General features: G+C 28.4%; 21 protein-coding genes. 20 read left to right on the top strand and 1 reads right to left on the bottom strand.

Features of this window, described 5'->3' with window-relative positions:
- Positions 1–316 precede the first annotated feature (316 nt).
- From HCG70_RS15345 to celB, 10 genes are all read left to right on the top strand, one after another.
- A complete protein-coding gene (locus HCG70_RS15345; RefSeq protein ID WP_042398411.1) occupies positions 317–1,615 on the top strand; it encodes an ABC transporter substrate-binding protein in 1,299 nt (432 codons plus the stop codon).
- A gap of 130 nt (positions 1,616–1,745) precedes the next feature.
- Positions 1,746–2,630: a carbohydrate ABC transporter permease gene (locus HCG70_RS15340; RefSeq protein ID WP_042398408.1), complete on the top strand. Its 885-nt coding sequence runs from the start codon at positions 1,746–1,748 to the stop codon at positions 2,628–2,630.
- Positions 2,620–3,510 carry a carbohydrate ABC transporter permease gene (locus tag HCG70_RS15335; protein ID WP_242833246.1) on the top strand — a complete coding sequence of 297 codons (891 nt, stop codon included), beginning with the start codon at positions 2,620–2,622 and terminating at the stop codon, positions 3,508–3,510. Before HCG70_RS15340 ends, HCG70_RS15335 begins: the two co-directional genes overlap by 11 nt.
- A 164-nt stretch (positions 3,511–3,674) precedes the next feature.
- Positions 3,675–4,277 carry a hypothetical protein gene (locus HCG70_RS15330; protein WP_042398405.1) on the top strand — a complete coding sequence of 201 codons (603 nt, stop codon included), beginning with the start codon at positions 3,675–3,677 and terminating at the stop codon, positions 4,275–4,277.
- Between the two features lie 15 nt (positions 4,278–4,292).
- Complete coding sequence (locus HCG70_RS15325; protein ID WP_221697977.1) at positions 4,293–5,234, top strand: glycoside hydrolase family 113; 942 nt, start codon at positions 4,293–4,295, stop codon at positions 5,232–5,234.
- 245 nt (positions 5,235–5,479) lie between these two features.
- The gene (locus tag HCG70_RS15320) at positions 5,480–6,652 is read left to right on the top strand and encodes an AGE family epimerase/isomerase (protein ID WP_042398400.1); all 1,173 of its coding nucleotides are present in this window, start codon (positions 5,480–5,482) and stop codon (positions 6,650–6,652) included.
- Positions 6,653–6,655: 3 nt separating this feature from the next.
- Complete coding sequence (locus tag HCG70_RS15315) at positions 6,656–7,834, top strand: glycosidase (protein WP_042398397.1); 1,179 nt, start codon at positions 6,656–6,658, stop codon at positions 7,832–7,834.
- 247 nt (positions 7,835–8,081) lie between these two features.
- Positions 8,082–8,669 carry a protein kinase gene (locus HCG70_RS15310; RefSeq protein WP_042398394.1) on the top strand — a complete coding sequence of 196 codons (588 nt, stop codon included), beginning with the start codon at positions 8,082–8,084 and terminating at the stop codon, positions 8,667–8,669.
- A gap of 181 nt (positions 8,670–8,850) precedes the next feature.
- Positions 8,851–9,561, top strand: a complete 711-nt coding sequence (locus tag HCG70_RS15305; RefSeq protein WP_042395662.1) for a GntR family transcriptional regulator — start codon at positions 8,851–8,853, stop codon at positions 9,559–9,561.
- A 172-nt stretch (positions 9,562–9,733) separates the two neighbouring features.
- Positions 9,734–11,098 (top strand): PTS cellobiose transporter subunit IIC, encoded by a 1,365-nt coding sequence (celB, locus tag HCG70_RS15300; RefSeq protein ID WP_042395665.1) that lies wholly within the window; start codon positions 9,734–9,736, stop codon positions 11,096–11,098.
- Between the two features lie 229 nt (positions 11,099–11,327).
- Here celB and HCG70_RS15295 read toward each other — a convergent pair whose 3' ends face one another.
- Complete coding sequence (locus tag HCG70_RS15295; protein ID WP_042395668.1) at positions 11,328–11,630, bottom strand: PTS lactose/cellobiose transporter subunit IIA; 303 nt, start codon at positions 11,628–11,630, stop codon at positions 11,328–11,330.
- Between the two features lie 159 nt (positions 11,631–11,789).
- Between HCG70_RS15295 and HCG70_RS15290 the strand changes: the two genes are divergently transcribed.
- The 10 genes from HCG70_RS15290 to HCG70_RS15245 all read left to right on the top strand — a co-directional run.
- Positions 11,790–12,500 carry a GntR family transcriptional regulator gene (locus HCG70_RS15290; protein WP_042395671.1) on the top strand — a complete coding sequence of 237 codons (711 nt, stop codon included), beginning with the start codon at positions 11,790–11,792 and terminating at the stop codon, positions 12,498–12,500.
- A 285-nt stretch (positions 12,501–12,785) separates the two neighbouring features.
- The gene (locus HCG70_RS15285; protein WP_042395674.1) at positions 12,786–14,183 is read left to right on the top strand and encodes a glycoside hydrolase family 1 protein; all 1,398 of its coding nucleotides are present in this window, start codon (positions 12,786–12,788) and stop codon (positions 14,181–14,183) included.
- An 87-nt stretch (positions 14,184–14,270) separates the two neighbouring features.
- The gene (locus tag HCG70_RS15280) at positions 14,271–15,215 is read left to right on the top strand and encodes an ROK family protein (RefSeq protein ID WP_195958879.1); all 945 of its coding nucleotides are present in this window, start codon (positions 14,271–14,273) and stop codon (positions 15,213–15,215) included.
- A 56-nt stretch (positions 15,216–15,271) separates the two neighbouring features.
- A complete protein-coding gene (locus HCG70_RS15275) occupies positions 15,272–16,207 on the top strand; it encodes a type I phosphomannose isomerase catalytic subunit (protein WP_221697976.1) in 936 nt (311 codons plus the stop codon).
- A gap of 175 nt (positions 16,208–16,382) precedes the next feature.
- Positions 16,383–17,678, top strand: a complete 1,296-nt coding sequence (eno, locus tag HCG70_RS15270) for a phosphopyruvate hydratase (RefSeq protein WP_221697975.1) — start codon at positions 16,383–16,385, stop codon at positions 17,676–17,678.
- A 250-nt stretch (positions 17,679–17,928) separates the two neighbouring features.
- Positions 17,929–19,035, top strand: a complete 1,107-nt coding sequence (locus HCG70_RS15265) for an SGNH/GDSL hydrolase family protein (protein WP_221697974.1) — start codon at positions 17,929–17,931, stop codon at positions 19,033–19,035.
- A 207-nt stretch (positions 19,036–19,242) separates the two neighbouring features.
- A complete protein-coding gene (locus HCG70_RS15260; RefSeq protein WP_042395685.1) occupies positions 19,243–20,349 on the top strand; it encodes an SGNH/GDSL hydrolase family protein in 1,107 nt (368 codons plus the stop codon).
- 10 nt (positions 20,350–20,359) lie between these two features.
- The gene (locus HCG70_RS15255) at positions 20,360–21,442 is read left to right on the top strand and encodes an electron transporter RnfD (protein ID WP_221697973.1); all 1,083 of its coding nucleotides are present in this window, start codon (positions 20,360–20,362) and stop codon (positions 21,440–21,442) included.
- A gap of 272 nt (positions 21,443–21,714) precedes the next feature.
- Positions 21,715–22,734, top strand: a complete 1,020-nt coding sequence (locus HCG70_RS15250) for a glycoside hydrolase family 130 protein (RefSeq protein WP_042395691.1) — start codon at positions 21,715–21,717, stop codon at positions 22,732–22,734.
- A 123-nt stretch (positions 22,735–22,857) separates the two neighbouring features.
- The coding region (locus HCG70_RS15245) for a transposase (protein WP_221697978.1) at positions 22,858–23,033 on the top strand (176 nt) is incomplete at its 3' end.

Here is a 23,033-nt window from a genome sequence, read left to right as displayed (position 1 = left end):
TAGGCTTATAGAGTCTGGGATTTATTTTTTTTTTTGCAAAAGGGGCCTCGCACTAATTATTTAGTGCGACAGCCCCATTTTTTTATACTTAAAAGTGATTTGAAAACATATAAAAATAGAATTATTAGAAAAACTAACAAAAATTAATAGATAAATATTTAATTATAAATAAATTATACGATTTATAAATCAAAATTATGATGTAATGGCAAAAACATAGAATAGTGAATTAAAAGTTTGTAAAATAAAGAATGTAAACAGGAAAACGTTTGCTAAATGATAAGAAAAAGATAAATTTTCGAGGGGGAGAATTACAATGAAAAAAAGATTATTAAGTGTTATTTGTGCAAGTGTAGTAGCCACATCACTTTTTGCAGGTTGTTCATCAACAGCTTCTGATGGTGGAGATGGAAAAGGTGAAGTTACTTTAAAGGTTTTAACACATAGAACAGATATAAAAGATACTGTGTTAAAAACAGTTGCAGATAAGTACTATGAAGAAAAAGGTGTAAAAATAGAGTGGGAAGCAATCACTGATTATGAAAGTATAGTTCAAACAAGAATGAATACTCAAGACTACGGAGATGTATTAAATATATTACCAGCTTTCAAAGCTGAAGAATTAGGAGAATTCTTCGAACCATTAGGATCATTAGAGGATTATAGTGATTATGTTGGAGTAAGTGAAAGAGCTGATTTAAATACTGATACAGTTTACGGTATTCCAAATGGATTAGGAGCAGATGGTGTAGTTTATAACAAAAAAGTATTTGCTGAAGCTGGATATGATGAATTCCCAAAAACTTTAGATGAATTATATGAAGCATTAGCAAAAATTAATGAACAAGAAGGTGTAGTTCCAGTAGCTATTAACTCAGCTGATATGTGGCCATTAAGCCAATATGATGCTGTTTCTTCAGTAATTTACGGAAATCCATATTACTATAGAGATATGGGAAAAATGGAAAGTCCATTCTCAGCTGGAAAGCCAACAGGGGATATGTTAGAAATCCTTTATAAGTTTGTTAGTGAAGGTTGGGTTGAAGAAGATTTAGCTACAACTAACTGGGAACAATCAAAAGTTGATATGGCTAACGGTAAAATAGGTATGATGACTTTAGGTATGTGGGCAGTATCACAAATTCAAGAAGCAAATGAAGCAAATGCTGATGATATTGGAATTGCTCCATTCCCAGCAACTAACTCAGGAGAATTAAAAGCTGGTGCGGGTCCAGATAACTATTTAGGTGTAAGCAAATATTCTAAACATAAAGAAGAAGCTAAAGATTTTGCTATATTCTTTGCTAACTCTTTAGATTACTTAGATAGCTGTGGATTTATTCCTGCTAACCAAAATCTTACTTCTGGAAATCCAGTTGTTAAAGAGTATCAAGAATCTGGTGTTGAATTAATGTTTGCAGATCCAGCAGAAGCAGATCAAGCAGCAAGCGATTTAACTACTGAAATAGCTAATGAATCAGGAACTAAATTCTGGGTTGGTGAATATATTCAAAATGCTGTAATAGCTGCTAAGAAGAGCAGAGCAGATTTCGATAAAGTTATTGAAGATTATAACAATAAATGGAATACTAACAAAGAAAAATTATCTAAATAATAATTTATATAAATAATTTAGGGGGGATTTCCCCTCTAATTATTAAATTGTTTATATATTAAAGTCTCTAAATTAATGTAAATAGAGAGTAGCAATATTAAAGGAAAGAAGTCGTAAAGGGGGAGAAACTGTGTTTAAAAATGTAAGTTACAAAACACAAAGGAAATTTATAATAGCACTATTCTTACTAATTCCACTTACATTACTGTTTGTATTTACATATTTACCAGCAATAAATATGATATCTTACAGTTTTACTAATTGGAAGGGTTATGGAGCTAAGACGTTTATTGGACTAGAAAATTATATAAATATATTTAGTGATCCAGAAGTTTTTTCAGTATTAAAAAATAGTTTATATTATTTTGTTGGTGGTTTAATACAGTTAGCTTTAGCATTCGTTTTTGCAGTAATAATTAATTCTAAAATTAAAGGTAAAAGTTTCTTTAAATCATTGTTCTTTTTCCCTTATTTAATCAATGGTGTTGCAATATCATTAATGTTTTTATTCTTCTTCCAACCGAATGGAACATTAGATACTGTACTTAGCATGTTAGGATTAGATAGTATAATTAGACAATGGCTTGGTGATGCTCATTATGTTAATTTCTCTTTAGCATTTACATCAATTTGGAGATTTTTTGGGTATAACTTTATTATATTCTTAGGGGCTTTACAATCAATCTCAGATGAAGTTTTAGAAGCAGCAGACCTAGATGGTGCAGGAGATTGGCAAAAAATAAGATATATTTATATACCTTCAGTTAAGAGAATTATTCAATTAAACTTAATATTAAATATTTCAGGAGCAATTTCAGTATTTGAAATACCATATATTATGACTGGTGGATCAAATGGAAGTTCAACATTTGTTATTGAAACAATTAAGACAGCGTTTACTTATAATAAAGTAGGTAAAGCATCAGCAATGGCTGTTATAGTAATGCTTATAGTTGCAGCAGTAGCATTAATTCAAAATATATTCTTTAAGGAGGAAAAAGAGTATGCAAAGTAGCACTCAAATAAATGCAACAAAAGCAAGGATGGATAAGGAAGTACTTGCTTTAAGAGCAAAAAGTATATTTTTTAAAACATTAAAATATTTATCATTAATAGTAGCATCAATTGTATTTCTTCTTCCAATAGTAACTATATTTTTAGCATCATTTAAGGAATATAATGAATTTTACTCTTCAAACAAGTTAGCATTACCACAAAGTTTTTTAAATTTAGATAACTTCAAAACTGCATTCATACAAGGTGGAATGATGAGAGGTTTCTTTAATACAGCATTCATAATGGTAATTTCATTAACAGGTACAATTTTACTTGGAGCAATGGTTGCATATGTATTGCATAGATTTGATTTTAAGTTAAAGAAAGCAATATTACTTGTTTACATGGTACCAATGTTTTTACCAATGGTAACTACTCAAGTTGCTACATTCCAAATAATGAGTAAACTTGGATTATATAATAGTCTTTGGGCTCCAATAGTATTATATTTAGGAGCAGATGTTATGAGTATTTTCATAATGATGCAGTTTATGGATTCTATTCCATATTCAAATGATGAAGCAGCAATGCTTGAAGGTGCATCATACTTCTATATATTTAGAAAGTTAATAGTTCCACTATTAAAGCCAGCTATAGCTACAATTATAATAATTCGTGGAGTTGGTATTTATAATGACTTCTATACACCTTTCTTATATGCGCCAGGTGATAATATGGGAACACTTGCAACTTCACTTTATAAGTTCATGGGACCATATGGTGGACAATGGAATGTTATTTGTGCAGGAGTTATCTTAATTATGATTCCAACATTGATAGTATTCTTATCATTACAAAAATATATCTATAACGGATTTACAGCAGGAGCGGTAAAATAGCTTTGATAGTTAGGAGTTAGGAGTTAGGAGTTAGTAGTTAAGGGGTAAATTTAGCTTTAGCTGAATTTAGAAAAAATATATTTTTAGAAACTGCGTTAGTAGTTTCATCCTTAACTATTAACTAAAAACTACTAACTCTAAACTAATTTTTAGAGGTGATAACAGTGAAGGAAAAGACATTTAGATTCGTTCATATTTTATATGTTTTACTAATAACCAATATAATATCTATATGCTATCTTGCAATAGGTTTATTTGCATTAACAATAGTTCCAGTAGTTTTTACTAACATAGAAATTTCAATAATGTTATTCAATGATGAAATTGATGGATATTCAGGTGTTTTAAAAATATTTAACACAGGAATGAAAAAATATTTTAAAGAGAATAAAAAACCTGCAATAATAACAGGTTTATACACATTGAGTTTAGTAATTGCAATATTTATGTTAAGAAGAATAGATTCACCGATTGCAAGTACATTAAATTATTTCTTTGTATACTTATATATAGTTATAGCGATGTACTGGGGATATTATTCTTTATATGTAATTGCGAAAGAAAGACCTATTAAATATATTGATGCATTAGCAATAATGTTTATGGAACCTAAAAAATTATTTACAACAACAGTTTTATTTGCTTTATTTATGGCAGTAGGAATATTTAGAAAAGAATTTTTAGTTATTTTAGCTATTGCTATTATTTCAGCTATGTTTGTAAAAATAAATAGAAGTACTATAGATGCAGTAAAGATAAATAGATAAATTAAGGAGATTTTTATGAACTTAGAATTTGACATAAAAAGTTTTAACTTTATAACATGGCATTGGAAGAATGATTTTAATTTAGAAGATGCAAAGAGAGAAATAGATTATCAAATTTTAAATTGTAATATAAATGCAGTAACTTTTGCTTTTGCAGCACAGCAAGATCATTGTTATTCAACAACAATAGATTGGACAGGCAGTCATATGCCTAATGATAATCAGTTAGAAGATCTAATTAAATACTCTAAAGATAAGGGATTAAAGACATTAGTTAAGCCAATGTTAAATGTTTCTGATGGATATTGGAGAGCATATATTAGATTTTTTGATGAGGATGTTCCATGTGAACCAAAATGGGAAGAGTGGTTTAAAAGTTATGGTGAGTATATAATTCATTATGCTCAATTTTGTCAAAAGAATAATGTTGATATTCTAATAATAGGTTGTGAGTTAGTAGGAACTGATCATAGGTGTGATGAATGGAAATCCTTAGTGAAAAATATAAGGAGAATATATAATGGAGCATTAACATATAATTGTGATAAATATCAGGAGCATAATGTTAAATGGTGGGATGCATTAGATTATATTTCATCATCGGGATATTATCCAGTAGGTACAATTTCTAAGGAATTAGATAGAATTGAAGAAGTATGTAAAAAATTTAACCTACCTTTTATATTTACAGAGGCAGGATGTCCATCAGTTAAAGGTGCTTCGAAGATGCCTAATGATTGGTTTTTGATTGAAACAGGAGAAGTTTGTGAAGAAAATCAATATAATTATTTTAAAGAACTTTTTGAAGAAAGTTCTAGACGAGGATTTATCAAAGGCTTTTGTTTGTGGGATTGGCCAATTAAGTCACCTCAAAATGCAAAGGATAAATATGAAAAAGATTATACTGTTAAGTTTAAGAAAGCTGAAAATTTGATTTTTCAGTATTTTAGTGAATAAATTAATATAATAGTATGGAGGTTATAAAATCAATAAACAGGTTTGATTTTATAGCTTTTTTTATTTATAAAAAATAAAAAACATACAAATATTATTAAAAATTAGCAATTAATAAGATTTTAATATAGATTAATTGAATAGATGAAAATGTTAACATATTATAATTGTGTAACCCACTATATAGTGAGTTTATTTTGAAAGAAAATTATTTCGAAATTAATATATAGGAAGTGGAGGATATTTAAATGATTTACGATTTAAGGAAGAAGGCAGAAGAAGAATTATTAAATAATTTAGGACCATTTTGGCTTAAGTTAATTGATAATGAAAATGGTGGATTCTACGGAGAAGTAACTTATGATCTTAAAGTTAATAAGACAAGTGAAAAAGGTGGAATTCAAACATCAAGAATATTATGGTTCTTCTCAGCGGCTTATTGTGCAACAAAAAATGAAGAATATAAAAAAGCTGCAACACATGCTTACGAATTTTTAAGAGATAAATTAATAGATAAAGAATTCAAAGGTGTGTATTGGATGGTTGATTACTTAGGAAATCCTATAGACACTAGAAAACATGTATATTGTCAATCATTTGCTATATATGCGTTAAGTGAATATTATAAAGCAACAAAAGATAAACAAGCCTTAGATTTAGCAATGAATTTATTCTCATTAGTTGAAAATATTGGGTTCAATAAAGAAAATTCAGCGTATTTAGAAGAGTTTGATAGAGAGTGGAATATAACTCCAAATGAAATGTTAAGTGAAAATGGTGTCATCGCTGAAATTACAACTAATACACATTTACATGTTTTAGAAGGTTATACTAATCTTTATTCTGTAACTAATAATAGAGTTGTAGGTGAGCGATTAAAGGAACTTATATATACTTTCTATAATAAAATTTATGATAAAGAGCAACACCTATTAAAGATATTCTTTGATAGTGAATGGAATACAATTATTGATGTTAAATCATATGGTCATGATATTGAGGCAAGCTGGCTTATAGATGATGCTTATAAGGCATTAAATTTAAAAGATGAATCTATTGAAAAAATGATAATTGACATAGCTTATAACATTAAAGCACAAATTCAAGAGGATGGTTCTTTAATTAATGAATCAGAAAATGGAGTTAAAGATTATACAAGAGTTTGGTGGGTTCAAGTTGAAGCTATGGTAGGATATTTAAATGCTTATGAAAGAACTCATGATGAATCATTCTTAAATATAGTTAATAATTTAATGACATATACTATGAAAAATATGGTTGATCCAAGAGAAGGTGGAGAATGGTATTGGTCTATAGAACCAAATGGTAAGCCAACTGAAAGAAGTGTTATTGAACCTTGGAAAACACCTTATCACAATGGAAGATTTTGTTTAGAATTTATGAAGAGAATAGGAGAATAAGAAATGATACATGAAAAATATTATGCATTAAAGGAAGAACAAGAAAAATTAATAACAAGAAAAAATGAGATAGATACAACTTGGTATAACGGTGTTTATGATAGATATAAATATCCAGTAATAACTAGACATCATGTACCAGTTGAATGGAGATTTGATTTAAATAAAGAAACTAACCCTTACTTCATGGAAAGATTAGGAGTAAATGCAACTTTAAATGCAGGAGCTATTTATTTAAATGGAAGATATTATTTAGTTGTAAGAACTGAAGGTTTAGATAGAAAATCTATTTTTGCATTAGCATCAAGTGAAAATGGTTTAGACAATTTTAGATTTGAATCATTAATACAATGGGAAGATACCTGTAAAGAAGAAACTAATATTTATGATATGAGACTTGTTAAACATGAAGATGGGTATATCTATGGAATTTACTGTTCTGAAAGGAAAGATCCAGATGCAGAACCAGGAGATACATCTTCAGCAGTGGCCCAAGCAGGTTTAGTAAGAACTACTGATTTAAAAACTTGGACAAGATTACCAGATATAAAAACTCCATCTCCACAACAAAGAAATGTTGTATTACATCCAGAATTCGTAAATGGTAAATACCTTTTATACACTAGACCACAAGATGGATTTATTTCTACAGGATCAGGTGGAGGAATTGCTTACGGATATTGTGATGATATGACTAATCCTGTTGTTAGTGAAGAAAAAATAATGCATGAGAAGAAATATCATACAGTTTATGAAGTGAAAAATGGACAAGGCCCAGCTCCAATTAAAACTGAAAAGGGATGGATACATGTAGGACATGGCGTTAGAAATACTGCTGCAGGATTAAGATATGTTCTTTATACTTTTGCAACAGATTTAGAAGATCCAACAAAGATTATTGCATTACCAGGAGGTCATTTTATTGCTCCTTATGATGATGAAAGAGTTGGTGATGTTTCTAACGTAATCTTCTGTAATGGACTTACAGTTGATGAAAATAATAATGTAAATATCTACTATGCATCAAGTGATACTAGATTACATGTTGCTACAACTACAGTAGATAAATTAATAGATTATACATTCAATACACCAGCAGATCCTTATAGAGCACTTCTTTGTACAGCACAAAGACAGGAGCTTATAAACAAAAATGAAGAGCTGCTAAAGAATGAAAAATAATATATCTAACAAAAATAAAGGCGATTACAGAAATGGAGTTGCCTTTATTTCTGTAATAAGTTAAATATGAATATATAAATAGTAATGGATAATGAAAAATAAAATTGAAAATTTTATTTAATTATTTTTACTTATTATTTATTTCGTTATAAATTTGAAAGGTGAAAATACGTAACTAGCAATAGTTGTTATAAATGCATACAATAATTAATATAATAGTATAAATATTAATAAAGGGTAGGGGACAATGGCTAGGACATATGCATATTCAGCAGACTTTGATAAAGAGTTAGAAAGTCTATTTAAAGATGCTAAGTTATTAGGTGAAGGTCATAATGGTATTGTTTATGAAGTGCCAGGAAATAAAGCAATAAAAATATTTACTGATAAAAATATTTGTAAAAGCGAAGCAGATATATTATATAAAGTCAAAAAGTCTAAGTATTTTCCTAGGATATATAAAAATGGGGAGTATTATATATTAAGAGAAATGGTAAATGGTAAAAGGCTTGACCACTACATTCAAGAAAATGGATTAAGTCAGCAATTAATCTATAATTTGTATAGATTAATTAATGAATTTAAAGCTTTAAAGTTTACAAAGCTTGATGCGAGATGTAGAGATATATATGTAAATGAAAATGAAAGAGTAAAGGTAATAGACCCAAAACAATGCTATAAAAGAAAGGTTGATTATCCAAGGCATTTAATGAAAGGGCTTGAAGGAATAGATTGTTTGGAAATATTTTTAAGTGGGATATATAGTATTGATAAAAAAACAGCACAAGAATGGAATAAAAAAATAGATCAATATTTTAAGAAAATTAGGATATAAAATTAAGGGGCTATTAATTATTAAGCCCCTTTTTCTTGTAAAAAAATATATGTAGATTAAAATTGTAAGAGTTATTAACTTTAGCTTTTTTTATATACATAAAAAAATATTGTTTACTTTGAATTTGAAATTTATAATTAATATGTATTTAAGTATGGGATAATATATTGAGAGGTGTTATATGTTAAAGTATGAGGAGGTTGCTATTGATTTGCAAAATAAAATAGCAAACCATGAATATAAAGTTAATGATCAATTGCCATTAGAAAAGGAAATGTGCAAGAAGTATGGTGTGAGTAAAATCACTATAAAAAAAGCGGTTGATATGTTAGTTATAAAAGGGTTAGTTGTAAAACGAAGGGGATCAGGTACTTTTGTAAAGGATATTCAAAAGGATGAAATAAAAGAAATGAGTGAAAGTAACATGATTTCTGGATTTACGGGAGCATTTTCAGATAAAATAGTAGAGTCAAAAGTATTAGAATTTAGTATTATTCCTGTAAACGATGAAATTGCAAATAAATTAAGAATAGAATTAGATGAGTTTGTATATAATATATGTCGTGTTAGATATGCAAATGGAGAGCCATGCGTGATTGAGTATACATATATGCCAATAAGGGTTATAACTGGATTAAAGAAATGTATTTTAGAGAAATCTATTTATAGCTATATTCAAGATGTTCTTAATTTGAAAGTTAAAAGTGCACACAGAACGATAAGAGCCAAAAGTCCTACAGAAATTGAATGTAAATATTTAAATATTAATGAAAAGATTCCTGTTTTAGAAGTAGAGCAAGTAGCATTTTTAGATAATGGAGTACCATTTGAATATTCAATTTCACATCATAGAAATGATAAATTTGAATTTAAAAGTGTAATAATAAAATAGAAATACACGCACAATCTTTATTAAAAGATTTTGCGTGTATTTCTATTTTGTTAAAAAATTATATCTTTTAATAAAAAGAATATACTTTTATTTACAAAATACATATCTTTTATTATAGTAGATTATGTAATAGATTTCAGAAAGATATATATAATTTGGAAGGAGCGATAATATGTCTAAGTTTAATGAGCTTATAGAGAAGTATTTAATCCCAACAGCAGGAAAGTTGAGCGCAAGTAGAATCTTATCAGTTTTACGTGACGCATTTATGTTAAGCTTTCCACTAACAATAGTAGGGTCTATAGCAATAGTTATAATGAACTTACCTTATTTAAATAAAGTAATAGGAGATAATGCTGTTGCTAATTTAACACAAACGTTAAGTATATTACCAGCAGCAACAATGAGTATTGCAACTTTATTTGTTATAATAGGGATTGGATATTATCTGGCAAAGAGCTATGATGTTGAACCAATTTTCCCAGCAGCTATATCAGTTGCAGCATTTTTAGTTTTAACACCACTTTTCGTAAATGGAGCAGATGGAAGTATAATATCAGATGTAATTCCACTTGAAAGATTAGGTGCTAAAGGAATGTTTGTAGGTATTCTAGCAGCATTCTTTGCAACAATATTATATGTATATATAGTTAATAAAAATTGGACAATAAAAATGCCGAATGGAGTTCCTCCAACTGTTGCTAAGTCATTTGCAGCATTAATTCCAGCATGTCTAGTTTTAGCAGTATTTTTAGTAATAAGAACGGTTTTCGTATTTACTCCATGGGGTAATATACATGATTGCATATATAACATAATTCAAATGCCATTAATGCATTTAGGTAGCGGATTAATTGCAACATTAGTAGCAGTATTTGCTATACAAATATTATGGTTCTTTGGATTACATGGACAAATTATAGTAAATTCAGTATTAGGTCCAATTTGGAATACTTTGTCATTACAAAATTATGAAGCTGGTTTAAGTCAACTAGATTTACCAAACATAGTTACAAAACAATTTATGGAAACATTTGGTGTTGGAATCGGTGGAACAGGAATGACTCTGGCTGTAATAGTAGGAATATTAATAATTGCAAAGAGTAAACAATTAAGAGAAGTTGCAAAATTAGCAGGACCAGCAAGTATATTCAATGTAAACGAACCAGTTATATTTGGATTACCAATAGTTATGAATCCAACAATACTTATACCATGGGTACTTGCACCAATGGTAGGAATAACTATAGCATATTTAGTTATGAAATTTGGAATAGTTCCAATGACAACAGGGGTTGCAGTACCATGGACTGTGCCAATATTCTTTAGTGGAATGTTAGCTACTAATTCACTTGCAGGTGGTTTATTACAATTAGTTGTATTAGGAGTTGTATTATTAATTTGGACACCATTTATAAAAGTAATGGATGTTCAAGCTATTAAGTTAGAAAAAGAAGCTGCAGAAAAAGCTAAAAATAGAGGTAATAGATTTAAAAAGGCAAAATCAGAAACTGCAGGTTTAGAAAAAGTAGAATAAGTGTATTAAATTAAAATTAATAATAAATATAAAATTAAAAAATGGAGGATGATTATTATTTAGATACCGATATAAAAGCACAATATGAATTAGATGAAAAAATTCATATTGTGCTTTATTTTTTTGTAAGGATAAGAATTATTATAAAAATAGGTATATTATAAAGAATATGAAATAGTAAAAAGCATAAAAAAATAAACCAGCCATAAAAGCTAGTTTAAAGAATAATTTATTTAGAATATTTTTTATGTGTCAAAATAAGTTCTTCTACTAACATTTTAAAAGTTTCAGTTGTCATTAATTGATCTTCTGCATGCATTAAAATTAGTGAGAAAGGTAATTGTTCACCATTAGCTTCTTGTTGAACTAATCCAAAATGACTATGATGAGCTTTTGATAAAAATTCTCCCGCTGTAGCAACTTTAGCATCAGCTTCATCAAACTTTTCTTCTCTAGCTAGTACTAAAGCTTCCATTAGCAAAGATTTTGCTTCTCCCACATTACTTATTAATTCAAATGATATTAATTCCATATTGTTTTCTATAATATAACCTCCTAAAAAGTATATACTTATTATACTACAAAGCATTACATTTTACAATAAAAAATATATTTTATTTAACTTGTATAAAATATAAATAATTAGTAGAATAGTGTATAAGAAATTAAATTTGAAAGCGAGTTTTTAGAAATGTTAAAATATGAAAAAATAGCCTTTGATATAAAGGAAGACATATTAAGTGAAAAATATAAACCTAATGAACAACTTCCTTTTGAAAAAGAATTATGCGAAAAATATAATGTAAGTAAAATGACAGTTAAAAAAGCTTTAGATCTATTAGTTAATGATGGTTTAATAATAAAAAGAAGAGGTTCTGGAACTTTTGTAAAAGATATAACTGAAAAAGAAATTCAAAGGATTATAGAAAAAAAACAATTTTCAGGATTAACAACTACTAGTATAGGTCATAAAGTTACTAGTAAAGTTTTAGAATTTAAGATTATTAATGCAACAAAGGAAATTGCTGATATATTAAAAATTGAAGAAGATGAATTTATTTATTTTGTACATAGGGTAAGATATGTAGATGATAAAGCTGTAGTTATTGAAAAAACATACATCCCATTAAATCTTATTCCAGGGATGAAATTAGCAGATGTAAAAAAATCTATATATGGATATATTAAAGATAAACTAGGTTTAAATATTCAAAGTGCTCATTCAACTGTGAGAGCTATGAAAAGTGATGAGTTAGATAGAAAATATTTAAATTTAGAAAAAGATGAGCCAATTTTAGAAGTTGAAAGAGTTGCATATTTAGATAATGGAAAAGTATTTGAATATTCATTTTCTAGACATAGATATGATAAATTTGAATTTAAATCAATTACAGTAATATAATAATTTAAATAAAAGATGCTTAATTAGCAAAATAAATGCTAATTAAGCATCTTTTATTTTTTTTTATAAAGTTTATAAATGAAAAAACATCATTAAATACTGATAATAAGCTGGATTAACTTTTAATATGGAAGTAAAAGGAGATACTAAAAAAATAAAAGATATAACTTGTTTTATAAAAGTATAGACATATTAAAAAAGAAAATATATAATATAAGTGTAAAACGGCTTAAATATTAAAAATAAAATAAATTTTGAATAATGAAACTCTAAGGGGGAAAAGAAATGGACAAGAAGTATATATTTCCGAAGGATTTTTGGTGGGGCTCAGCTACATCAGGACCACAATCAGAAGGTGATTTTAATAAACCACATAAAAGTGTATTTGATTACTGGTATGAAGTAGAGCCAGAAGCATTTTTTGATAGAGTAGGACCATCAGTTACATCTAATTTCTATAATAGCTATAAAGAAGATTTAGCAATGTTAAAAGAAATAGGGTTAAACAGTTTTAGAACATCAATTCAATGGACTAGACTTGTAAAGGATTTAGAAACAGGAGAGCCAGATGAAGATGCAATAAGATTTTATAATGATGTTATAGATGAAACAATAAAAAATGGAATGATTCCAGTAATGAATTTACATCATTTTGATATCCCGGTTGAGTTATATAATAAATATGGTGGATGGGAATCAAAACATGTTGTTGATTTATTCATAAAATTTGCTGAAACAGCATTTAAATTATTTGGTGATAGAGTTAAGTATTGGACAACTTTCAATGAACCAATAGTTGTTGTTGAGGGAGAATATTTATATCAATTCCATTATCCAAAATTAGTTGATGGTAAAAAGGCTATGCAAGTTTTATTTAATTTAAATCTTGCGTCTGCAAAGGTAATCAATAAGTTTAGAGAACTTGGATGTGATAAAGATGGTGGGAAAATTGGTATAGTTTTAAACTTAACTCCAGCATATCCAAGAAGTAATAGTGAAGAAGATTTAAAAGCTGCTAAAATTGCAGATGATATATTCAATAATTCTTTCTTAGATCCAGCTGTAAAAGGACACTTCCCAGAATCATTAGTTGAATTATTAAAAGAAAATGGAGTTATGTGGGAAGCTACAGAAGAAGAAATGAAAATAATATCTGAAAACACTATTGATTTCTTAGGGGTTAACTATTATCAACCAAGAAGAATACAAGCTAAGGAAAGTGAATTTGATAACTCAAAGGGTTGGTTACCGGATAAGCATTTTGATTATTATGATATGCCAGGAAAGAGAATGAATCCTTATAGAGGATGGGAAATATATCCACAAGCTATGTATGATATAGCTATGAATATAAAGAATAATTACAATAATATTCCTTGGTACATTTCTGAAAATGGAATGGGTGTTGAAGGTGAAGAAAAATATATAGATGAAAATGGTGCAATTCAAGATGATTATAGAATTGAATTCTTTGAAGAGCATTTACAATACTTACATAAAGGTATTGTAGATGGATCTAATTGTTTTGGATATCATTCATGGACTCCAATTGATTGTTGGTCTTGGTCAAATGCATATAAAAATAGATATGGATTTATAGCTGTAGATTTAGCAACACAAAAGAAGACAATTAAAAAATCAGGTAGATGGATTAAAGAAGTAGCCCAAAATAACGGATTTTAATTTTAAATAATAGTAAATATTATAGGGGAAGATTTTAAGTATCTTTCCCTATAATAGATTTTTAAAAAGTAGAAGGGATAAAATAATATGAGTAAAGAATACGTTGTTGCTGTAGACTTAGGTGGAACAAAAATTTATACAGCATTAGTTGATTTAGATGGAAATATGGTAAACGAAAAAATTGTTGGCACTGAAGCTGATAAAGGTGTTGAAACAATAGTAAACAATATTAAATCTACTATAAATTATGTTATAAATGGAATAGATAAAAATAACATAAAAGCAATAGGAATTGGATCACCAGGTCCTCTTGATGTAAAAAAGGGGTTAATAGTAGCACCTCCAAATTTACCTTTTAAAAATTATAATATAGTTGAGGAATTGAAAAACACATATGAACTTCCAACTTTCTTAGATAATGATGCTAATGCTGCAACTCTAGCTGAGTATATGTTTGGAGTTGGTAAAGGTACAGAAAATATGGTTTACGTAACTGTAAGTACTGGAATTGGTGGCGGAGCTATATTAAACGGGAAAATATATAGAGGAAGCACTTCAAATGCACTAGAAGTAGGACATACTACTGTTTCTGAAAATGGACCAAGATGTGGATGTGGCAATAAAGGATGCTCAGAAAGAATGTCTTCAGGAACAGCTATAATGAAGAGAGCAGTAGAAGCTGTTAATAGTAATGTAAAAACATCACTTAAAGATTATGAAAATGTAAGTGCTAAGGAAGTATTTATAGAAGCAGCTAAAGGTGATTATGTTGCTAATGATATCTTAAACGAATCATTATCATATTTAGGATTAGTAGTTTCTAATGTAATGAACACATTAGATCCAGATATGGTAGTCCTAGGTGGTGGAGTTATTAATGGTGGAGATATTGTAATTGAAAAAGTGAGAGAAGTTGTTAATAGTAGATGTTTAGATATAATAGCAGAGAACTGTAAGATTGAAAAATCAAATTTAGAAGGAAAATCTGGTGTTTTAGGAGCTGCTGCATTAGCTATAAGTGAATTAAAATAATAAATTTTAAATATTATGTTTATAATGTAAATTTTATATAAAAGGAGAGTAAAGAGATGTATCCAATAAGATTTGAGAATATTTATTATGATAAAATATGGGGTGGAAGAGATTTAGAAGAGTTCAGAACAAATTTACCAGAGGGAGATATTGGTGAAAGTTGGGATATAGCTTGCCATCCAAATGGAACAGGAATAGTTGCAAATGGTGAATTAAAAGGAAAATCATTTACTGAAATAATTGAAGAGTTTGGACATTCATTAGTTGGTACTAAGGTTAGCACAGAAAAATTCTCTCTATTAGTTAAATTAATTAACTCAAGAGAAAAACTTTCTGTACAAGTTCACCCTGGTGATGAATATGCTAAGAGAGTTGAAAATGAATTTGGTAAAACAGAAGCTTGGTATGTTGTAGCAGCAAAACCAGGAGCTAAATTAATTGTTGGGACAAAAAATTGCGATAAAGCTGTATTTGCTAAAGCAATTGAAGAAGGAAAATGTGAAGATTACTTAAATGTTATTGATGTTAAAAAGGGTGATTGTTTCTTAATTAATAGTGGATTAGTTCATGCTATTTGTGAAGGGTTAATAATTGCTGAAATTCAACAAAATTCAGATGTAACATATAGAGTTTATGACTATGGAAGACCAAGAGAAATTCATGTTGAAAAATCTCTTGATGTAATTAACTTTGATTTAGAAGCAGCAAATTTATCTAATAACGAAGTTGTTAAATTTGATGGATTCTCAAAAGTTGATTTCTGTGAAAATGAATATTTTGGAATGCAAAAAATTAATGTTGAAAATCAATGGAGTGATTGTAGCAATGAAGAAAAGTTCTTTATTTTAACATTTGTAGAAGGTAACGGGATTATAGAGGGAGAAGGTTTCTCAGAAGAAATCAAAATGGGAGATAGTTATTTAATTCCAGCTACTTTAGGAAAATATGTTGTAAAAGGAAATATTGAAGTAATTAAAAGCTACCCAATGTAATTATATAATCACCTCTAGGTAAAGTTCGTTATATGAACTTTATCTAGAGGTGTATTTTTTATAGAAAAAGTGATTTAGTTGAATATTATTTCTTTTCACTGTAAAAAATAATTAGGTAGATATTTTAGAAGAAAATAAAAATTTCATTTATTTCTAAAAATAAGGAGGATTTGAAATGAAAAATTTTGTTGAGATTGTAGACGTTGTTGCAAGACAAATATTAGATTCAAGATGTTTTCCAACAGTTGAAGTTGAAGTTTATCTAGAAGATGGAACAATGGGTAGAGCAGCAGTTCCATCAGGAGCATCAACTGGAATTTATGAAGCAGTTGAATTAAGGGATGGTAAAAAAGATTATTACATGGGAAAAGGTGTTTTAAAAGCTGTTGAAAATGTTAATGATACAATAGCAGAAGAATTGATAGGATGTAATGTATTTGATCAAACATACATTGATAAAATGCTAATGGAACTTGATGGATCAAATAATAAGGGAAACTTAGGAGCTAATGCTATATTAGGAGTTTCATTAGCAGTAGCACAAGCAGCTGCTAATTATTTAGGATTACCTTTATATCAATATGTTGGAGGAGTAAATGCAAAGGTACTGCCAGTTCCAATGATGAATATTATTAATGGTGGTTCACATGCAGACAATTCGGTTGACCTTCAAGAATTTATGGTTATGCCAGTTGGATTTGATAATTTTGATAAAGCAGTTCAAGCTTGTGCAGAAGTTTATCATGCATTAAAGAAAACTTTAAATGATAAAGGATATTCTACTGGTGTTGGTGATGAAGGTGGATTTGCACCAAACTTAAAGAGTAATGCAGAAGCTATTGAAGTAATTTTAGAAGCTATCAAGAAAGCTGGATATGAACCAGGAAAAGATATATTTATAGCTATAGATGCTGCATCATCTGAATATTATAAAGATGGTAAGTATGTGCTAGAAAATGAAGGTAAAACTTTAACTGCATCAGAAATGGTTGATTTCTTTGAAGATTGGGTAAATAAGTATCCTATTATATCTATTGAAGATGGAATGGCCGAAGAAGATTGGGAAGGTTGGAAGCTACTTACTGATAGATTAGGTAAGAAAGTTCAATTAGTTGGTGATGATTTATTTGTTACTAATACTCAAAGATTAGAAGAGGGAATTAAGAAAGGTGTTGCTAATTCAATTCTTATTAAGTTAAATCAAATAGGTACTTTAACAGAAACTTTAAATGCTATAGAAATGGCTAATAGAGCTGGATATACAGCAGTTATTTCTCATAGAAGTGGTGAAACTGAAGACACTACTATTGCAGATTTAGTTGTTGCTGTAAATGCTGGTCAAATTAAAACTGGTGCTCCTGCAAGATCTGAAAGAGTTGCTAAGTATAATCAATTAATTAGAATTTCTGAAGAACTTGATGATGTTGCAGAATTTAGAGGTAAAAAAGCATTCTTCAACATTAAAGAATAATAAATAAGTTGCGGTATAAGGTCGTACTTTTTAAGAGTACGACTTTTGTATTATAAATATACAAATTAATTATAAAAATTTACATACTTTTATTAAGATTTATTAGGTATTTTTAAGGTAAAGGGTATTTTATAATTATTGTATGAAGAAAGAAAGTTATACTTATACTACTGAAAACCTATGAGTTTGATTAGTTTAGATTACTCTAAGCTAAATAGTAAGCTATCTGTTAAGATGGAGGTAGATGTGAATGAATTTTACTATTACTAAAGAAATGATAAAAAATTCATTAGTGAATAAAGGAGATGTAGCTAGAATAGTAGAAGTTATTAGAAAAGCTAATAGCGGTCAAGATATAAGTATAGCATTTTTAGGTGGGTCCATAACTGAAGGATGTAATGCAACAAGTTTTGAAAAGTGTTATGCAAGTAGGGTTTATTCTTGGTTTAAAGAAAAATTTAAAAACATAAATATTAATTATATAAATGCAGGTGGAGGAGCTACAGGTTCAATAATAGGTGTTCATAGAGTTCAAAAGGAGGTATTATCTAAAAATCCAGATATTATATTTATAGATTTTGCTGTAAACGATACAGAAAGTATGTGGGATAAGATAGGATATGAGAGTTTAATTAGGAGAATATTATCAGTAAAAAAAAATCCAGCGCTTATAGAAATATTTATGAGTGATTGCAATTTTAATAATGTTCAAGAGCAGCAAATAGAAATAGGAAAAAGATATAATTTACCCATGATTAGTTTTAGGAATGCAATTTATCAAGAAATTAAGGCTAATAAATTAGAATGGAATCAAGTTTCTGATGATGAAATTCACCCTAATGATTATGGACACTTTATAATTGCAGAATTATTAATAGATTTTATAAATAATATTATAAATAATTTAGATGGACAAGGTAAGGATAAAGTAGAATTAGGTGCTCCATTGTATGGAGATAAATATATAAGTGGTAAAGTATTAAATAATAAGAATTTACAAGTAAGTTATGTTAATGGTTTCTTGGAAGATAATGAAGGTTTTCAAGTATTTAAAGAGGGATGGAGGTATATTTCAGATAATGGGGGGAAAGCAACCTTAATATTTGAAGTGGAAGGGAAAAATATATTTTTATTGTATAAAAAATCAATTAAAAAAACTGCAGGTAAACTACACGTTAAGGTTGATGGAACTAAAGCTATGTTAGTAAATACTTACTTTAAAGGTGGTTGGGGAGAGTATGCAGAGACTAGGATATTAGTAAATGATTTAGAAATAGGAAAACATAAAGTAGAGATAAGAGTAGTTGATGAAGAAAAACCTGTGGAAGTAAGAGTAATGGGACTTTTGGTATCATAGATAATTAAAATATTAAGCATTAAAAACCATGTTAAAACAAACATGATTTTTTTATGAATTATTTGATGAATAAAACTATTTTTCAGATTTATAGTAAATTTTTAAGATATATAATTATATATATCAAAAAAGTATAAAATTATAATGTGAGAAATATAAACTAATTTTAAATATTGATTTTAATATAGCAGATATAGGAGGCGTATTATGGGGTTTAAAGTAACTGATGAAATGATTAAAAACTCTTTAGTAAGTAAGGGGGATATTGCAAGAATTGTACAAGTAATTAAGAAAGCTAAGAGTGGACAAGATATTACAGTAGCATTCTTAGGTGGATCAATAACACAAGGATGTAATGCAAGTAATTTTGAACAATGCTATGCAAGTAGAACTTATAGATGGTTTAAAAATACATTTAGTGATATAAACGTAAAATATATAAATGCAGGAGTAGGGGCAACAGGTTCGGTAATAGGAGTTCATAGAGTTGAAAATCAAGTATTATCTTATAATCCTGATATAGTATTTATCGATTTTGCAGTTAATGATAAGAATATAATTTATGATAAAAAAGCATATGAGAGTTTAGTAAGAAGAATATTATCAATGGAAAATCCACCAGCAATAGTAGAAGTGTTTATGACAAATTTTGATGGTAGTAATGTACAAGACCAACAAATAGAAATAGGAAGAAAATATAATTTACCAATGATAAGCTTTAGAAATACTGTTTATACTGAAATGATTGAAAATAGATTAAAATGGGATGAAGTTGGAAGTGATGAAGTTCACCCAAATGATTATGGACATTTTATAATATCAGAATTATTAATAGATTTCATGAAAAATATATATAACAATTTGGAAGAGCTAAAAGTTAATAAAATAGAGCTTGGAGAACCGTTGTTTGGAGAAGATTATATAAATGGTAAAATATTAAATAATAATAATTTAATATGTAAAGAGGTATCTGGATTTAATTTAGATAATGAAGGTTTTCAAGTATTTAAAAATGGATGGAAGTTTGATTCTACACAAGGAAAAGAAGCTTTATTAAAAGCTTCAATAGAAGGTAATAATATATTTTTACTTTTTAAGAAGTCTATAAAAGATACGGCAGGAAAGTTAGAAATAAAAGTTGATGGTAATAATGTAATTACGGTAGATACATTTTTTGGAAAAGGATGGGGAGATTATTCTGCAACGCAGGTTTTAGTAGAAAAATCATTAAATAAAAAACATGAAATTGAAATAAGAGTAATAAATGAGGATAAACCAGTTGAAGTAAATATAATGGGATTTTTAGTTTCTTAGGAGGATAATTATGTACTTAAATGAGTTAGATAAAGAAAAATATATATTAATAGAAGCAGATAATTCAAATTATCAATATATGGGAAGAGTGGACTTTGAAAACCCTAAATCACCAACAATTATTTATGCTGGAAGTATGATTAAGACAAAATTTACTGGGACAAGTATTAAAGTTGCTATTAAAAATATACATGCATGCTATGAGAATGCTATTGGGTTTATCATAGATGGAAATATAACAGGTAAAGCTGTTATAGAAGAACATGATAAGGATATTGTTTTAGATATTGCTGATGAATTAAGTGAAGGGCTTCATGATTTAATTTTATTTAAGAGGTCAGATGCTGCTCATTATTTTGATTTTTATGGTGTGGTGCTAGAAAAAGGATGCCATTTAGAAAAGCCAGAGGCTAAAAGTAATAGAAGAATAGAATGTTTTGGTGATTCTGTATCAGCAGGTGAGGTTTCTGAAGCTATTGATTATGTTGGGAAGGTTGATCCAGAAGGGCATGAAGGAATATATTCTAATGCATGGTATTCTTATTCTATGATGACTGCAAGAAATTTAGGGGCTGAGATTAATAATAATGCTCAAGGTGGAATTGCAGTATTAGATGGCAGAGGATATTTCAATCCAAGCTTAGGTTATAGAGGATTAGAATCTACTTACGATAAATTAAGATATAGTGCAGAGCTTGGAGAGTGTAATAAGTGGGATTTTAATAGATATACTCCACATGTAGTTATTATGGCTTTAGGTCAAAATGATTCACATCCAGTTGACTATATTAATGATGATATGGAAAAAAGGGAACATTGGAAATCTAAATATAAAGAAATTATTCTTGATTTAAGAAGCAAATATCCTAATGCACTATTTGTTGTTATTACAACTTTATTATGTCATAACGAAGGTTGGGATACTGCGTTAGATGAAATGACAAAAGATATTAATGATGAAAAAATTGTTAGATTTAAGTTTAAAAGAAATGGTATAGGAACACCAGGACATTTAAGAATTCCTGAGGCAGAAGAGATGGCAGAGGAATTGACTGGATTTATAGAAAGTTTTGGAGAAGAAATTTGGAATTAATTATCTAGTATAAATAATGTAAAAGTAAATTTTTATTATTAAATTAAAATTTTTTATACTTTTCAAACATTTTTACAGATATATATACAAAAACAAAGATAAAGTAGTAAATGTATAGAAATTAAATTTAATACATAGTAAATTAAGTATGTAATTGTTAACAAGGTTTTTGAAGAAATATTTTTTGTTAAGTAAATTATTAAACTCAGATACTTTGTATTAAGAAAAATAGTAAATAACTTTATATTTTTAGATATAAGATGGAGGGTATTATGGAAAAAGTTAAGATTTACGGTGATGCAGTAAAAAACATGCCATGGCAAGAAAAACCAGAAGGATTTGATGGAGTTGTTTGGAGACATGATAATAATCCTATAATTGATTGGAATCCAACAAAGAAGAGTGCAAGAATATTTAATAGTGCAGTACTTCCATATGAAGATGGATTTATAGGTGTATTCAGAGCAGATCATAAAAATGGTAGACCACAATTACATTTAGGAAGAAGTACAGATGCTTTAAATTGGGATATAGAGGATGAAGAAATTCATTGGGTAGATGAACAAGGAAATGATTATCAACCAAGTTATGCTTATGACCCAAGATTAGTTAAGATAGAAGATACTTATTATATTGTTTGGTGTTGTGACTTTGGTGGAGCAGCATTAGGATTAGGAATGACAAAAGATTTCAAGACATTTGTAAGACTTGAAAATCCATTTATTCCATTTAACAGAAATGGTGTTTTATTCCCAAGAAAGGTTAATGATAAATTCTTATTATTAAGCAGACCAAGTGATAGTGGACATACTCCATTTGGAGATATATTCTTAAGTGAAAGTCCAGATTTAGTTCACTGGGGAAGACACAGAAGAGTTATGACAAAAGGTGGCCAAGGTTGGTGGCAAGGAACTAAAATAGGTAGTGGTGCTACACCAATTGAAACATCTGAAGGATGGTTAATGTTCTATCATGGTGTTTCTGGAACTTGTAATGGATTTGTATACAGCATGGGTGCTGCTATATTAGATAAAGAAAATCCTTCAAAAGTTCTATATAGAACAAGAGATTACCTACTAACTCCTGAAAAAGAATATGAAACAACAGGATTCGTTCCAAATGTAGCATTCCCATGTGCAACACTTCAAGATCCTGAAACAGGAAGAATAGCAATTTACTACGGAGCAGCAGATACTTATGTTGCAGTAGCATATGCTCAAGTTGATGAGTTAGTTAAATATATAAAAGAAAATTCAGAATTAGTTGACGGTGATGATGTAGAATATAAGTAAGGTTCTAAATCTTCGGGGAGAGTAGATAGATTTGTGTAAAAAACAAATCTATCTACTCTTTTTTTGTATGATTAGTTGGTAGATTTGGAATAATATACTATATAAATTTTAGGAGGATTTTCTATGGCAAGAAAAAATGATATCAATTTTGATTACAATTCAGAGATAAAAAAGTGTAAAACAATCGATGACGTTCTTGGAAAGAACGGATTAGTTCAAAGGTTAGTTAAGGATGTACTAGAAAATATACTTGAAGCAGAAATGGATGAACATCTTGGTAGAGATAAATACCAACGTCA

Origin of the sequence: Clostridium sp. K04, from assembly GCF_019734375.1 — a bacterium.
Lineage (GTDB): Bacteria > Bacillota > Clostridia > Clostridiales > Clostridiaceae > Clostridium > Clostridium saudiense.
The sequence above is the reverse complement of the archived record's forward strand: the minus strand, read 5'-3'. Positions and strand labels throughout refer to the sequence as shown.

What these genes read in the sequence shown, in the direction of transcription:
- HCG70_RS15345 (WP_042398411.1), top strand. Translation starts at nt 317, where the DNA reads ATGAAAAAAAGATTATTAAGTGTTATTTGTGCAAGTGTAGTAGCCACA.
- HCG70_RS15335 (WP_242833246.1), top strand. Translation starts at nt 2,620, where the DNA reads ATGCAAAGTAGCACTCAAATAAATGCAACAAAAGCAAGGATGGATAAG.
- HCG70_RS15325 (WP_221697977.1), top strand. Translation starts at nt 4,293, where the DNA reads ATGAACTTAGAATTTGACATAAAAAGTTTTAACTTTATAACATGGCAT.
- HCG70_RS15320 (WP_042398400.1), top strand. Translation starts at nt 5,480, where the DNA reads ATGATTTACGATTTAAGGAAGAAGGCAGAAGAAGAATTATTAAATAAT.
- HCG70_RS15315 (WP_042398397.1), top strand. Translation starts at nt 6,656, where the DNA reads ATGATACATGAAAAATATTATGCATTAAAGGAAGAACAAGAAAAATTA.
- HCG70_RS15310 (WP_042398394.1), top strand. Translation starts at nt 8,082, where the DNA reads ATGGCTAGGACATATGCATATTCAGCAGACTTTGATAAAGAGTTAGAA.
- HCG70_RS15305 (WP_042395662.1), top strand. Translation starts at nt 8,851, where the DNA reads ATGTTAAAGTATGAGGAGGTTGCTATTGATTTGCAAAATAAAATAGCA.
- celB (WP_042395665.1), top strand. Translation starts at nt 9,734, where the DNA reads ATGTCTAAGTTTAATGAGCTTATAGAGAAGTATTTAATCCCAACAGCA.
- HCG70_RS15295 (WP_042395668.1), bottom strand. Translation starts at nt 11,630, where the DNA reads ATGGAATTAATATCATTTGAATTAATAAGTAATGTGGGAGAAGCAAAA.
- HCG70_RS15290 (WP_042395671.1), top strand. Translation starts at nt 11,790, where the DNA reads ATGTTAAAATATGAAAAAATAGCCTTTGATATAAAGGAAGACATATTA.
- HCG70_RS15285 (WP_042395674.1), top strand. Translation starts at nt 12,786, where the DNA reads ATGGACAAGAAGTATATATTTCCGAAGGATTTTTGGTGGGGCTCAGCT.
- HCG70_RS15280 (WP_195958879.1), top strand. Translation starts at nt 14,271, where the DNA reads ATGAGTAAAGAATACGTTGTTGCTGTAGACTTAGGTGGAACAAAAATT.
- HCG70_RS15275 (WP_221697976.1), top strand. Translation starts at nt 15,272, where the DNA reads ATGTATCCAATAAGATTTGAGAATATTTATTATGATAAAATATGGGGT.
- eno (WP_221697975.1), top strand. Translation starts at nt 16,383, where the DNA reads ATGAAAAATTTTGTTGAGATTGTAGACGTTGTTGCAAGACAAATATTA.
- HCG70_RS15265 (WP_221697974.1), top strand. Translation starts at nt 17,929, where the DNA reads ATGAATTTTACTATTACTAAAGAAATGATAAAAAATTCATTAGTGAAT.
- HCG70_RS15260 (WP_042395685.1), top strand. Translation starts at nt 19,243, where the DNA reads ATGGGGTTTAAAGTAACTGATGAAATGATTAAAAACTCTTTAGTAAGT.
- HCG70_RS15255 (WP_221697973.1), top strand. Translation starts at nt 20,360, where the DNA reads ATGTACTTAAATGAGTTAGATAAAGAAAAATATATATTAATAGAAGCA.
- HCG70_RS15250 (WP_042395691.1), top strand. Translation starts at nt 21,715, where the DNA reads ATGGAAAAAGTTAAGATTTACGGTGATGCAGTAAAAAACATGCCATGG.